Source organism: Empedobacter sp. ULE_I140 (assembly GCF_053482575.1).
Genome location: NZ_JBQMTX010000001.1, coordinates 2,553,059 through 2,567,554, shown reverse-complemented (window position 1 = coordinate 2,567,554; position 14,496 = coordinate 2,553,059). Strand labels below are relative to the sequence as shown.

The 14,496-nt window shown below is 31.2% G+C and carries 14 protein-coding genes and 1 tRNA gene; 8 read left to right on the top strand and 7 right to left on the bottom strand.

The annotated features are described in order from the left end of the window. Positions 1 to 62: 62 nt before the first annotated feature. Together ACTS9J_RS12335 and ACTS9J_RS12330 are read left to right on the top strand one after the other, a co-directional pair. Complete coding sequence (locus tag ACTS9J_RS12335) at positions 63 to 470, top strand: hypothetical protein (protein WP_219034769.1); 408 nt, start codon at positions 63 to 65, stop codon at positions 468 to 470. A 131-nt stretch (positions 471 to 601) separates the two neighbouring features. Then, positions 602 to 686, top strand: a tRNA-Ser gene (locus ACTS9J_RS12330). A 95-nt stretch (positions 687 to 781) separates the two neighbouring features. On the opposite strand, the gene ACTS9J_RS12325 is transcribed toward ACTS9J_RS12330, so the two are convergent. The 5 genes from ACTS9J_RS12325 to ACTS9J_RS12305 form a co-directional block, all read right to left on the bottom strand. After that, positions 782 to 1,669, bottom strand: a complete 888-nt coding sequence (locus ACTS9J_RS12325; protein WP_219034770.1) for a Ppx/GppA phosphatase family protein — start codon at positions 1,667 to 1,669, stop codon at positions 782 to 784. Next, positions 1,659 to 3,725 (bottom strand): polyphosphate kinase 1, encoded by a 2,067-nt coding sequence (ppk1, locus tag ACTS9J_RS12320; protein WP_219034771.1) that lies wholly within the window; start codon positions 3,723 to 3,725, stop codon positions 1,659 to 1,661. The genes ACTS9J_RS12325 and ppk1 overlap by 11 nt, the downstream gene beginning before the upstream one ends. Further along, complete coding sequence (locus ACTS9J_RS12315) at positions 3,722 to 4,207, bottom strand: SixA phosphatase family protein (RefSeq protein WP_448353285.1); 486 nt, start codon at positions 4,205 to 4,207, stop codon at positions 3,722 to 3,724. The genes ppk1 and ACTS9J_RS12315 overlap by 4 nt, the downstream gene beginning before the upstream one ends. Before the next feature lie 93 nt (positions 4,208 to 4,300). Continuing rightward, the gene (locus ACTS9J_RS12310; protein WP_052217929.1) at positions 4,301 to 4,732 is read right to left on the bottom strand and encodes an acyl-CoA thioesterase; all 432 of its coding nucleotides are present in this window, start codon (positions 4,730 to 4,732) and stop codon (positions 4,301 to 4,303) included. Between the two features lie 23 nt (positions 4,733 to 4,755). Then, positions 4,756 to 5,790 (bottom strand): AI-2E family transporter, encoded by a 1,035-nt coding sequence (locus tag ACTS9J_RS12305; RefSeq protein WP_260509614.1) that lies wholly within the window; start codon positions 5,788 to 5,790, stop codon positions 4,756 to 4,758. Between the two features lie 114 nt (positions 5,791 to 5,904). On the opposite strand from ACTS9J_RS12305, the gene ACTS9J_RS12300 reads away from it, so the two are divergent. From ACTS9J_RS12300 to ACTS9J_RS12290, 3 genes are all read left to right on the top strand, one after another. After that, positions 5,905 to 6,924, top strand: a complete 1,020-nt coding sequence (locus tag ACTS9J_RS12300; protein ID WP_219034772.1) for an isoaspartyl peptidase/L-asparaginase family protein — start codon at positions 5,905 to 5,907, stop codon at positions 6,922 to 6,924. A 36-nt stretch (positions 6,925 to 6,960) separates the two neighbouring features. Continuing rightward, the gene (locus ACTS9J_RS12295) at positions 6,961 to 7,743 is read left to right on the top strand and encodes a hypothetical protein (protein WP_280049999.1); all 783 of its coding nucleotides are present in this window, start codon (positions 6,961 to 6,963) and stop codon (positions 7,741 to 7,743) included. Between the two features lie 84 nt (positions 7,744 to 7,827). Beyond that, a complete protein-coding gene (locus ACTS9J_RS12290; RefSeq protein ID WP_221856134.1) occupies positions 7,828 to 8,403 on the top strand; it encodes a hypothetical protein in 576 nt (191 codons plus the stop codon). Between the two features lie 69 nt (positions 8,404 to 8,472). On the opposite strand, the gene ACTS9J_RS12285 is transcribed toward ACTS9J_RS12290, so the two are convergent. Beyond that, positions 8,473 to 9,354 carry a NifU family protein gene (locus tag ACTS9J_RS12285; RefSeq protein ID WP_038333605.1) on the bottom strand — a complete coding sequence of 294 codons (882 nt, stop codon included), beginning with the start codon at positions 9,352 to 9,354 and terminating at the stop codon, positions 8,473 to 8,475. 59 nt (positions 9,355 to 9,413) lie between these two features. Here ACTS9J_RS12285 and ACTS9J_RS12280 point away from each other — a divergent pair, with 59 nt between their 5' ends. After that, positions 9,414 to 9,926 carry a gamma carbonic anhydrase family protein gene (locus ACTS9J_RS12280; protein WP_286495943.1) on the top strand — a complete coding sequence of 171 codons (513 nt, stop codon included), beginning with the start codon at positions 9,414 to 9,416 and terminating at the stop codon, positions 9,924 to 9,926. 442 nt (positions 9,927 to 10,368) lie between these two features. Further along, positions 10,369 to 11,625: a DUF3748 domain-containing protein gene (locus ACTS9J_RS12275; RefSeq protein WP_286495942.1), complete on the top strand. Its 1,257-nt coding sequence runs from the start codon at positions 10,369 to 10,371 to the stop codon at positions 11,623 to 11,625. 172 nt (positions 11,626 to 11,797) lie between these two features. Here the strand turns inward: ACTS9J_RS12275 and ACTS9J_RS12270 are convergent, their stop codons facing one another. After that, a complete protein-coding gene (locus tag ACTS9J_RS12270; protein ID WP_219034775.1) occupies positions 11,798 to 13,309 on the bottom strand; it encodes a carbon-nitrogen hydrolase family protein in 1,512 nt (503 codons plus the stop codon). Positions 13,310 to 13,413: 104 nt separating this feature from the next. Here ACTS9J_RS12270 and ACTS9J_RS12265 point away from each other — a divergent pair, with 104 nt between their 5' ends. Beyond that, positions 13,414 to 14,451, top strand: coding sequence for a hypothetical protein (locus ACTS9J_RS12265; RefSeq protein ID WP_180904915.1), 1,038 nt, complete (start codon positions 13,414 to 13,416; stop codon positions 14,449 to 14,451). Positions 14,452 to 14,496: the final 45 nt, after the last annotated feature.

Below are 14,496 nucleotides of genomic sequence, written 5' to 3'. Positions count from 1 at the left end.
AAAACCGTTTAATTTATTTTAAACGGTTTTTTTTATCTTTAACTATAATTGAATTTTTGAGAATGATAAAAATTTTTACTTTACTTGGTTTGATATTGCAATTTCTTGCATTTTGGATGGCTGCGCCAGAAATTCTTGGAGCTGATTGGTTAAGTAAAACCGAAGAAATGATTCGGAAAGCAATTAATCAGTTGCCACAATTAATATTAGCTGTATTAGGAATGGCGATGGGAGTGATGTTTTATCATTCGATGAGTTCTTTTTTTGTATTTGTCGTTGTTATAATGATTATAATTTTATTATTGATTTTCTATAAAAAAGTAGAAAAGCTTTTGGACGAAAAAATCTCGAAACCATTGGTCAATAAATTAATCTTGAATGAAACTTTTCGTTTTACTTTATTGAAGTTTGCCGCTTTGTTTTTTACGCTTGGTTTCCTTATTCAGATAGCTTTGGTCGTTATTGTATAATTTTTTTTAAAATATTTATTTGATACTGAATAAACTATGTTTTTGTATTAAAAAAACTTTAAATTAAGGTTTGCAAATTCGAAAAAGCGTTCTATATTTGCACTCGCAATACCGCAGTAGACTGCGTTATTGGAGAGTTGGCAGAGTGGTCGAATGCGGCAGTCTTGAAAACTGTTGAGGGTCACACCTCCGGGGGTTCGAATCCCTCACTCTCCGCTGAAAGCTTGAACATTTGTTCAAGCTTTTTTTTGTTTTATAAAATTTTAATCAAAATAAAAGGCCAGATTAATCTGACCTTATAATAGAAGTATTTATTTTTCTAAATCTTTATATACTTTTCGAATAATTCCGTCCGAAAGTCCAATTTTCGGAACATGAATTTTCTTTGCATGCGACCATTTTAGTACATTACTATAAATTTCTAATGCATAAACCACTACATCAGCACGGTCGGGTTTCATATTGAAATTCTGCATACGTTCTTCAGCAGTCATCGTTTGTAAAATTTGATAATGTTTTTTGACATAAACACTACTCAAAGGCATTCCCAGTTTTACGCCTGAATATTTGTATACATGGTTAATATTTCCACCAGAACCAATTAATTCGACTTCATCATCACCAATGTTTTCGTGAATCCATTGTTTCATTTCGTTAAAAGTATTTGGTGAAACTTTATTTTCCAACAAACGTACAGTTCCTACTTCAAAAGATTTTGACGTAAAAACCTTATTATCTTTTAATAATGTTAATTCGGTACTACCACCACCAACATCTACATACAAATAGATTTTTTCGTCTTGTATAAAATCACCTAATTCTGTATTAAAAAGTAATTCAGCTTCGGTTTTTCCATCTATAATCTCGATGTTAATTCCAGATTTTTTAATCACCTTTTTTACAACATCTTTTCCATTTTTGGCTTCGCGCATGGCAGAAGTTGCATAAGCTTTATAGATTTCAATATCATAAACCTTCATCATCAATGCATAAGACAACATAGCATCGCAGATACGATCTATATTTGTTTCGGAAATTTGTCCATCAATAAAAACATCGTGTCCCAAACGAATAGGCATTCTCACAATACTGGTTTTATTAAAAATTGGCGCACGACCTTCTTCTTCGTAAACATAATTAATCAACAATCGCATGGCGTTAGATCCAATATCTATTGCTCCTAATTTTCTAATCTTCATTTTCTTGTTCGTTTAATTTTTTAAAATATTCGTAGGTCGTAAACTGAGAGCGGTTTGGTTTTTTATTGTTTCGTTTGTATTCTAAAGAAGATTCAGCCGTTATTTGGCGACCTTTTACGTTATCTTCAAAACTCAAATTAAACGTATCCATAACTATTTTTTTGAATTTATGATCGTAAATCGGACACGCTACTTCCACACGATTATCCAAATTACGTTCCATCATATCTGCAGAGGAAATATAAACTTTGTCATCGCCTGCATTTTTAAACCAATACACACGCGGATGTTCCAAAAATTTATCAATAACGCTGACACATTCAATATTTTCGGAAAGATTTTTAACTCCAGGAATCAAACAATTAATTCCACGCACAACCAAACGGACTTTTACTCCTTTTTGAGAAGCTTTATACAATAAATCAATGATTTGTTTATCACTTAAACTGTTTAATTTCATGTTGATCTCCGCAGGTAAACCAGCTTGATGATTTTTGATTTCTCGTTTAATCATCTTGACAATTTTTTTACGTGTTCCATAAGGTGAAACCAATAAATGATTGTACGTTAAGTTCAAATAATTAGCTCCGAAAAATTTAAAAATCTGTTCAACATCCTTTGTTATTCCCGGATTGGTTGTGAAATACGTATAATCTGTATAAATTTTTGCTGTTCCTGCATGAAAATTTCCTGTGCTAATAAACACATATTTCTGCGCCAACATTCCTTCTGGTTTACGTTCGATATAACCAATTTTCGAATGTACTTTCAACCCCGGAACCCCAAAAATAACATTCACACCAGCTTCTTGCAATTTTTTCGACCACATCGCATTATTCGATTCATCAAATCGCGCACGAAGTTCCAAAACAGCTGTTACTTCTTTTCCATTCATCGCTGCGTTTATCAACGAATGCATCACTTGCGAATCCTTTGCAACACGATAAATTGTAATTTTTATTTTGGTTACTTTAGGATCAATTGCAGCTTCTCGAAGAAATTTTAACAACAAAGAATAATCGTGATAAGGCGCCATCATCATTTCCTCATTTTCCGTAAAAGCCTGAAAATAACTGTTATATTCAAAAGGTTTTTTCTGAATAATTGGTTTTATTTTTTCGTACGTTAAATTTGGAATGTCAAAGCTTGGAAAGCTCATCAAATCTCGTTTGTTGTGATATTTTCCTCCCGGATTGATACTATCATATTCATCTAATCGTAATTTTTTCAAGAAAAATTTCAACGTATCTGGTGCAATTTCAGCATCATAAACTAATCGGACAGGAACACCTTTTTTACGATTTTCTAAACTATTGATGACTTTTTCTAATAAACTATGTTCTAAATCGTTATCAAAATCAAGTTCGCTATCTCGTGTAATTTTGATGGAATGTGCTTCAATTGTTTCGAAATCAAACATTTTGAAAATATCTTTCAAATGAAAACGAATAATGTCTTCCAAATACATGACATACGTATTTTGATCATACTTTGGAAGCACAATAAAACGCGAAAATAAATGCGTTGGAACAATCAAAAGTGCATATTGAACTTTGTCTTTTAATTGCATTTTCACCGCTAAATAGAACGATCCATCGCGTAAAGGCGGTGCTTTTTTAATATCATCTAAAATAAAAACTCCAACCGTATGAATAAATTCGTTGTAAAAATATTCGGAAATAAATTCTAAATAATTCTCAGGAATCGATGTATCATCTATCACAAAAATATTGTGATTCTCTAATTCTTTGAATAATTGATTATGCAAATCATCGTACTGGACTCGCTGCTGACGCACAATTTCATTGATTTCATCGATCAATTCTTCGTCCGTTTGATCTGGTACAATATTTTGATAAACAATTTCTACATCTTTGAACTGTATCGAGCGCAAAATTGTAGAATATCGAACCGAATAAAATTCATCTAAATTGTTCGAATAAATTCCTAAAAAACGAATTCGTTCTAACAACGGAACTGTTTCGTCAGAAGCCTCTTGCAACACGCGCGCATTGAAAGAAAGCCAACTGATTTCGCGGTTTATATATTTTTTCATTTAATTTCTTTAGGTAAAATTATTTTTATAGTTTTTCCTTTTTGAATCGATTTCCAATTATCAGAATCAAACTGTATCCAGACAAATCCAGAAGTCGAAAGATTGTAAATCATTTCATTTCCTAACTGATTGGTAATATCTGTAAACGCAGGATTATGTCCAAAAATAAGAACATTTTGCAATTCATTATCCAAATTTCTAATCCATTTGTCTAATAAATAATGCGAAAAAGTATACAAATCATCTTCGATATGAATGGTTTGATTAGGAAATAAAATAGGTTTGACAAGTAGATAAGTTTCTTTTGCTCGAACTGCTTTGCTCGAAAATATTTGATCAAATTTCAATTCAAAATTTTGATGAATATAATTTGCTACTTTCTTCGTTTTGAATTCACCAATCTCTGTGATAGAACGAAATTGATCTGAAACATTTTCGTTCCATTTACTTTTTGCATGACGCATTAAAAACAAATTTTTCATAACGCAACGAGTTTAAAAAGAAAAAGTAGTTAAATCTAATCATTATCTAATGAAAAGACTTAACTACTGTTGTATTTTTTTTAGGATTATTTTCTAAAGATTACCTTCGTAATTCTTAAAATCATTTTTTACCCAATCTGGCAATTCCATCGATTTTTTCTCTTCCATATCGTACATTACTTGTGTACTTTTTCCGATACAATGAATAACATCTTCACCATTTTCGCTTTTACTTGTGACAATATATTCAAAATCGAAACTCTTATTTCCTAATTTTGTAACTCGTACACCAATACGAGGTTCTATCGCATTTGGACGTAATTCTTTTTGGTAACTCGCTTCCATATGTGCAATGACAAACATGTGTCGCGTCCATTGCCATTTTTTGCTCGAAGCCATCATATAATAGGCTCTACCGATCTGGAAATACTCGAAATAAAATACATTATTTACATGACCAATTGGATCAAAATCGCTCCAACGTGGTTCTAAAGGTTTAAAGAATTTAAAGTTTTCTATACTCATTTTTAATTGGTTTTTAATAATAATTAATCTTCAGGATTTGGATCAATAAATTCGTATTTGTACAATTTGACTAACCAAAAGAATACTGAAAATAAGATAGGTCCAAATATAATTCCGATAAATCCGAATAGATTTAAACCAACGATTACTCCAAAAATAGTAATTAATGGATGAACATCTGCCATTTTTTTTTGTAAAACTAAACGGATTAAATTATCTGAAAGCCCAACAATTACAAAGCAATAAATTAATAATCCAACCGCTGATCCAGTTTCACCTTTTGCAAGTAAAAATAGTCCAAGAGGTACATAAATAAGTGCGGCACCAACGACAGGCAACATTGCAGCAAAAATGGTTAAAATAAACCAAGTAAACGCATCATCTACACCAAATATAAGATATCCAATGTAGGCAATTATTGCTTGTAGAAAGGCTGTTAATGGCATTCCGACAGCATTTGAAATAACTAAATCTTTCAAATCTTTGTTCATTTTGACTAAATTACTTGTTTTAAGCGGAATTGTTCTGTAAAACCAATTTTCAAGTTTTTGATGGTTCATCAACATAAAATACAAAATAAGGAAAGCAACACCCAACTGAACTGTCATATCCATTGAAGCATTCAGTGTTTTTTCTAATAATTTACCTCCAACTTGTGTTATTTTTTCAATGTTTGTTGCACTAAACACATCGATATGAAATTTGGTTTGCAACATTTGAATAATTTTATTGACATCTGTTTTAATTTGAGCTGTGTCATTTAATAGCACCATTACTTTATTCGTTAACATTTGAATTAATAAATAAAGAGGTCCAATAATCAAAATCGCGCTACTAATCATTAAGATAATTACACTTGCTAATTTGTTCCATTTTTTTACTTTTACTAGCCATTGCAAAGGATTTAAAAGCAAAACATACAAACACAAAGCACCGAGAAGTCCAGGGAAAAATGCTAAAAGATTTTTGGTAATTAATCCAAAAACTAAAAGTATTATTGCAATAAATGCTAACTGTAACAAGACATTGTTAGAAAGATAGTGTTTATTAGAGTTCATAGGTAATTTATTTGTTTAATAACAGTTGTTGATATTTCGTTATCAAATTCAATGCTAAAAATAGTTAATTTCTATAAACTTTTCTATTTTTAGACGTTGAATAAAATTTTACACATGAAAAAAATAGTCGGTTTAATCTTATCAGTTTTGACAATCTCTACATATGCACAAACGAAACAAGACAAAGTTGTTTTGGTAATTCATGGTGGTGCTGGTACAATTCTGAAAAAAAATATGACACCCGAAAAGGAAAAAGCGTACCGAGATGCTTTAGCTGAATCTTTGACAAAAGGTTATGAAGTCATCAAACAAGGTGGCGAAAGTGAAAATGCAGTGATAGAAGCCATAAAAGTAATGGAAAATTCACCTTTGTTTAATGCAGGAAAAGGAGCGGTTTTTACGCATGAAGGTAAAAATGAATTAGACGCTTCGTTGATGATTGGAAATACAATGCAAGCAGGTGCTGTGGCTGGAGTTACAACGATTAAAAATCCAATTTTAGCAGCAAAAGCTGTTTTACAAAATTCTGCTCATGTGATGATGGTTGGAAAAGGAGCAGAAGAATTTGCTCAAACTCAAGGTTTAGAAATTGTTGATCCAAGTTATTTTAAAACTGAGGAACGCTGGAATTCTCTTCAAAAAGTTTTGGAAAAGGATAAAGAAAAAATGGAATTAGACCATGATGCTAAAACACAAGCGTATGTTCCATTCAATTTTGTTGACGAAAAATTTGGTACTGTAGGCGCAGTTGCTTTGGATAATAAAGGTCATATCTCGGCAGGAACTTCGACTGGTGGAATGACAAATAAACGTTTTGGTCGAGTAGGCGATTCGCCAATTATTGGTGCTGGAACGTATGCAAATAGCGAAGTTGGTGTTTCGAGTACGGGTTGGGGCGAATATTTTATAAAAGCTGTTGCGGCATATGATGTTGCGGCTTTGATGAATTACAAGAAACTTTCTTCGAAAAAAGCTGGTGAAGAAGTTATTAAGAAAATTGGTGATTTAGGAGGCGATGGCGGAATGATTATTTTAGATAAAAATGGTCAAGCAAGTTTTCCTTTTAACACTGCCGGAATGTATCGCGGAAGTATTACACAATCAGGTAAGATAACTATCGAAATTTATCAATAAATTTGGAACACATTTTAAAATAAAGATATACAATACATGATAAAACAAATTTTACTTACAGCCACTGTTGTTCTTGCAAATTTTGCAACAGCGCAAGTAACCTCTATGATTAATGATAAAAATGTAGATGCTTCGACAAAAGTATATGGAATGGCTCCTTTAAGCGATGAAACAAAGGCTTATGAGAAGTTTAATTTTATGTTAGAAAATGCTGCGGCTATACAATTAGGAAAACCAATTTTGGAGTATGGATATCAATCATCTACTTTTCAAGCACAAGATAATGGAGTAATGATTTATATGGTAAAAGATAAGAAAATTGTCGATCAATGGTTGGTAAATCCTGCCTTCTACAATGTTTTTCATGACGGAATTCCGTATTCTTATGATACCGATAAATTAGCTGTTCTTGCTGATAAATATCCGTTGATTTATAAAGAAGAAAAACGTCAATATAAAACTGAAAAAGAATACCAAAAACAGCGTCCAGCCTTGTTTGCTGATCCTTATAATTTGATTATTACAGAACCAGATTTTACATACGAAGGATATTTTGATGTGCAATTTCCACAAAACGAACAATTCAAAAATTCTGAAGCTGCTATAGCTTATTTAAAACCAATTGTAGAGAAATTGACAAAAAAGAAATTTGATATTAATTATACAATTACTGAAAAAAATATTTTAGATCGTACACAATTTACAATAACAGTTGCAGGAGAAGAAAATATCTACAAAAAAATAAAATTAGATAATCTGCAAAAAGGAGATTGGCAATCATTAAGTTATGAAGCTTCGATTTTCCGAAAAGCGAATTAATAGAAAGAAAAGGTTTTTGAAATAATCAAGAACCTTTTTTTTATCCACAAAGATTCGTAATTTGACTTTTTAACCCAAAGAAATATGAATTCTAACTTCTATAAAATATTACAACACTCAAAAGAAAATCAATCAATTATTGCCGTTTATAATGATCCTGAGGGAGATAATTTTTGGGCTGGATATATTTTAGATTTTAATGACGAATTTTTTACGATGCAACACATTTCGAAATATGGTAAAAAAGATGGAATTTTAATCGAACCTTATTTCAAAATTAGTCGAATAGATGTTGATGATTACTGCAAATGTCTCAATTATTTGAAAGAACATCACACTGATTTGGATCAAGAAAATCCAATTACATTTAATGCAACAACAGAAGAAAATTGGGTTCGTCAAATTTTAGGCGAAATAAATGATCAAACCGAATATGTATCACGTATTCAATTAAATAACAATAGTCGTTTTGCAGGTTTTATTCGAAATTTAACTGAAGATGATTTCGAGTTAAAATGTATTGGTTCGGAAGGAACGGACGAAGGCTCTTTGTATTTTCAGGTTGATGATGTTTCGTCGATTCGTGTCAATGATTTAGAAGCTCGCAGAAGATTATTTTTTTATAATTATCGTCGTTCTATCGACTTTTTTGATGAATAATCGAGAGATATTAAATAAAAAAATCCAACTCAAAACGAGTTGGATTTTTTTGATACTATGTGTTTAATCTTATCCGTTTACAGCTTCAACGTTGTCTACAACATCAGGCATCATTTGTTTTAAAATACCTTCGATACCATTTTTAAGCGTTGCTGTAGAAGACGGACAACCAGAACAAGCACCTTGTAATAACATTTTTGCTGTTCTCGTTTCTTCATCAAATTCAATTAATTCGATATTTCCACCATCATTTGCAACTGCTGGTTGAACATATTCGTCTAAAATAGCTTTGATTTGTTGTTCAACAGAAGAAAACTCTTCAGCAGATTTTACCACAACATGCTCAGGAGCTTCTGTTGTGAATTCATAAAATTCATCAAAAACAGGACCTCCAGCTTGTAAATAATTCGTAATAAACGAACGAACATCCATCGCCCAAAGTGACCAATCTTCTGTTTCGTTTTTCGTTAAAGAAACATAATTATCAACAATAAAAACTTCTTCAACAAAAGGATATTCTTTGTAAATCGCAACAGCTAATGGAACTCCAGCAGCTTTTTCTCTCGATTTTATCTCGATGATTTCTGGCGCTAACATAGAATTTGAAACGAATTTCATCGCAGCAGGATTAGGCGTCATTTCTGCATAAATAGAAATAGGAGCCTTTTTCATTGGTGCTAAAATTGCATTTTCTTCTAAATGTTCATTGATAATTTCTTTCAAATCTTCTGTAACATCAGCCCAATCAACAGCATCTATTTTTTCTATCGCAACAAAATTCGCTGTGATAAATATTTTTTGAATAAATGGTATAGTCAATAAAACTTGCGCTAAAGGAGATTCGGTAGCTGTAGATTCTTTATCGAATTCCACGCCACCTTGTGTTAAAGTCTCGTCACAAACGAACTTCATCACGTTATTATTTGGTGTAATTTCTTCGTATACTCTCATAGTTCTACAAAAATACGCTATAAAAATGTATCTTTATCATTAGAATTATAGATTTTGTTATGGCAATAATTAAAGAATTAAATGGGCATACGCCAAAGTTCGGTGAAAACTGCTTTTTAGCGGATAATGCTGTGGTTGTAGGAGAGGTAGAAATGGGAGATGATTGCTCAATTTGGTTTTCAGCAGTTGTGCGTGGAGATGTACATTATATCAAAATGGGGAATAAAGTAAATATTCAGGATAACGCAACGATACATGCGACGTATCAAAAATCGCCAACAACAATTGGAAATAACGTTTCGATAGGGCATAATGCTATTGTACATGGTTGTACAATACATGATAATGTTTTGGTTGGAATGGGCGCAATTGTAATGGATGATTGCATTGTTGAATCTAATTCTTTGATTGCTGCTGGTGCAATTTTAACCAAAGGAACGCATGTAAAAGAAGGAGAATTATGGGCTGGAATTCCAGCGAAAAAAATAAAAGATGTTCCAAAAGAATTGAAAGAAGGCGAAATAGAAAGAATCGCCAATAATTATTTGATGTATAGTAGTTGGTATAAATAAAAGAAAGCTCAGTCTGTAACTGAGCTTTTATTTTCTACTTCCAGAAATTCCAAACTTTACCATCAAAAAAGGCAATTGTTTTGGATAAGGAGAAATAATATCATTGACAACATGTCTATACGAGGTAAAACTATTCAATTGTTGTTATCATTTCCAGATTGTGGAACATATTGCGAATCAATTCTGGTTGTAGATTTTCCAAAATCTTCATTAAATATTACCTTTGTTGTTTAAGGTTTAACAAAACTTATACTAAGGAAAATAAAAACATTGAAAAAAGTATATTATTAATCATAATTAATCCAGACAAAAAAAATAAAATGCAGTTTTGTAACAAATTTTTATAAAGAATGTTGAAATGTTTCTAGTAATCAAATAATTACGTTTTTAGTTGCTTGTTAAATGTTTATTAAGTAAATAAAATATTATTAAACAATACGATATGGTAAAGCAGTTAACTTATGATGATTTTGGACATACGCTTCATCATAGTCAAATTCAATCGGTTGATGGTAATTATCTTGTTTTTGATAGACGAAATGATGATACAAAAATTGGAGAAACTTCTTCCATTTGTTTACTTCATACGAGAACTTACGAATCCGAAATTATTTATACAACAAATAATCAAACAGAGTTTGGTCCTGGAGTAGGTGCAGCCTCTTTTTCACAAATTGAGAATAAAGTTATTTTTATTCATGGTATTCGAAATGCGAATCAAGCAAATCCGTATTCGGCAACAAGAAGGACAGGTGTCGCAATTGATTTAGAATTTCCAAATCAGCCTATTTTTATGGATGCTCGAAATATAAATTTTCCCTTTACAAATGGTGCTTTGCGTGGAGGAACACATTCGCATTCGTGGCAAAAAGAGAAGAATTGGATTAGTTTTACTTACAACGATTATGTCTTGGAACAAGAATCCAAACACAATTCTAGTATAAAAGATCAGCGAGTGGTTGGAATGATGTTTCCCAAAAAAGTTGAGGTTGATTTTGATAAAACATTAGAGAATAATTTTGGTGAAATGTTTTCGATTATCGTTTCTAGAGTAGTGATAAATCCTAAAAATGGAAGTGATGAAATCGAAAAAGCTTTTGATGAATGTTGGATTAACTCAACAAACAATATCGCATTTCAGGGACATGTGCGTGATGAAAAAGGGAATTTGAAAACGGAAATTTTTATTGCTGAAATTCCAAATGAAATAAGGTTTGATGAAAACGATAATTTAAAAGGAACTTTAACTACTTTGCCAGATGTGCCAAGTTGTATTTCGCAGAAACGAATCACTTTTACTCAACATGGAATTAGTAATTTTAGACATTGGTTACGTTCTTCTCCTGATGGGAAAATCATCTATTTTTTGATGGAAGATGAATTTGATAAGACGCAATTATTTGGTGTAAATTTAGTTTCGAATGAAATTATTCAATATTCTTTTTTAGAAAATTCGATTACCTCTCCATTCAATCTTTCACCAAACGGAAAATATGCTATTTATTTTGTTAACGATAAAATATATCTAAATGATTTAACCGAAAAAAAATCTAAACAAATCTATCAAGTTCAAAAAATCAATAATGAATTAACGGGAATTCCGCATTTTTCTAACGATGGAAAAAAAATCTATTTTAATCAATTTGTTTCAAATAATTTCAATGAAAAGTTTATTCAAATCTTCGAATTAGAGTTATAAAACAAAATTGAAATATGTTAAAGTTCAAAGTTTTCTAAAAAATATTTGTCCCTTATAAAAAATATTTCTAATTTTAGTACAGATACTTAACCGAACCTAAGGTCTATGCTCTTATTCGAGTCTAACCAATGGGAATAAGAACTAAAAAAAACCTCCAATTTGGAGGTTTTTTTTATGTTTTTATTAGTCTTACTTCATACAAATCCTTGCGTCTGTCTTTCATCGTTTTTACAGTTCCATACTCATGCAACTCTTTTAGAAGATAAAGATCAACATCAGAAATCAGTACCATTTCTGTATTCGGAGTTGCTTCTGCTTTAACTCCATTGTTTGGAAAAGAGAAATCTGAAGGTGTGAAAACTGCCGATTGTGAATATTGAATATCCATATTATTCACACGCGGTAAATTTCCCACAGAGCCTGCAATAGCCACATAACACTCATTTTCTATTGCACGAGCTTGCGCACAACTACGTACTCGCGTATAACCATTTTGCGTATCAGTCATAAATGGAACAAATAAAATTTCCATTCCTTGATCGGCTAAAATACGGCTCAATTCAGGAAATTCGACATCATAACAAATTAGTAAACCTACTTTTCCGCAGTCGGTATCAAAAACTTTTATTTCATCGCCACCATTCAATGCGTAATATTTGAACTCATTTGGTGTAATGTGTATTTTACTATACGAATCTAATTTCCCCGAACGATGACATAAAAATGACGTATTATATAGTTTTCCTTCCTTTAGATGAGGCATAGATCCTGAAATAATATTGACATTATATGTAATTGCAAATTCTTGAATTTTCTTCACAATATCGTCCGTCATCGTTGCTAATTGATGCATCGCTTCAATCTCTTTCAAATGATTATATGGACTCATCAACGGCGAATTGAAAAATTCTGGAAACATAATAAAATCAGAGCCATAATCGCTTACCGCACTTACGAAAAACTCAATTTGATCATAAAAATCTTGTAAACCATTAAATAAACGCATTTGCCATTGCACCAAACCAAGACGAATAGTACGTTTTGTCGGTGAATTAGATTTCAATTCAGGTTCGTAATAGATATTATTCCATTCTAATAAAGTGGCGTATTCTAAGGATTCTTTATCATCTTTCAGATAATTTTTCAAGATTTTTTTAACATTAAAATCATTCGAAATCTGAAAAGCTAAAGTTGAATCATAAATTTCTTTACTTTTTACTTTTTCTATATATTGTCTAGGAGATAATTCTTGCGAATATTTATGATAATTTGGAATACGTCCACCAGCTACAATTGATTTTAGATTCATTTCTTCACAAAGCGCTTTACGTTCGTCATATAAACGTCTTCCCAAGCGCAATTGACGATAATTTGGATGAACAAAAACTTCAATTCCATACATTACATCACCTTCTGGATCATGTTTTAAAAATTTACCATTAGATGTTATCGTATCATAATTCGATTCGATATTCGTTTTTTTCGAATTAACCACAATACTTAATGCCGAAGCAACAACTTTTCCATCCACTTCAACACAAAGTTGACCTTGCGGAAAAATAGCTAATAATTCTTTAATTTCGTCGACAGTCCAAGTTCCAAGCTGATTGTGATAGGCTTCTTTTGTAGATTCAGTCAAATCACTATAATCTTCAAGAGTCAAATTTCTGACCTGAATATTCATTTTATTTAGATTTAGATTATGTTTGAATTTAGCAAATATTAATCCAATAAACAATTTTAAAAAATAAATTTAGACCTATCTTCGTATAGACTAATAAGCATGAAATGAAAGATGTAAAAATAGAGTTTAGAAAGCCTATTTATCCTGTGAGTGACGAATTAAATCATTATTTAGAGAAATATCATCGCAAAACAAAAGCGAGTGTAGAATATGATGATTTGATGCGTTTTTCGGGTTGTGTAGCATTGGAAGATAAGGAAGGAAATGATACGCATTGGTTAGGTGTTTATTATACCGACTCGGAACATCAGGAAATTCAAGATAGTCTAAACAGAATTTACACCTACTTACATTCAGACGGAGATGAGGAGTCTTTGCCTTATCTTGTTGTTGATTCTATTGATTATTGTACGTTCGGAAATTCGAAACCTTTTCGTATTCGGGTTCGTAATATTTTGAATGATAATTATACCAATTTTTACATCAAAAAAGCAGATGCTTCGCGTATTTATGGTTTAGAATTAGAAGATATTTTGTCTCCACATCGAATCAATTTTTTGGTCTACAAAAATACATTGATTGAAGAGCATATTTTAGGAATTCCAGGAGATGTTTTTATCAAAAATTATTTGGATAAATGTAATGATTTAGAGAAAAATCAGATTGCAAAAGAGTTTGTAAAGTTCAATGAACGCTGTTTTATTGGTCTTTTAGGTGATATGCGATCGTATAATTATGTGGTGATTCCAATTCACGATTTTGATCAAGTTATCTATAGAATTCGACCAATAGATTTCGATCAACAATGTTATGAAGGAAATTTAAAAATTTATCGACCACAGTATTTCAAAGAAAATAAAATTATGGTTGATTTGGTGAATAATCGCTTGAAACCAAATTCTGTCGATCAATATAGAAAAGAAGTAAAATCCTTGATTTCGAAAAGAATTTCGAATAGTTCGAAACGTTTTCGTGATTTAATGAAAATCATGAAAAATGATCATATTTCTAAACCAGAAAATGTTGCACAATTACGAACTGGTTTTGCAAAGTTTTATAAAGATCAATCTTACGAAAATTGTGAAAGAATGGGTGAAGTTCTATATAAAGCAATTGCGAATAGTTTGGAACAGATAAAATAAGAAAAGCTTCTCAAAAATAGAGAAGCTTTCTTTTTTTATATAATT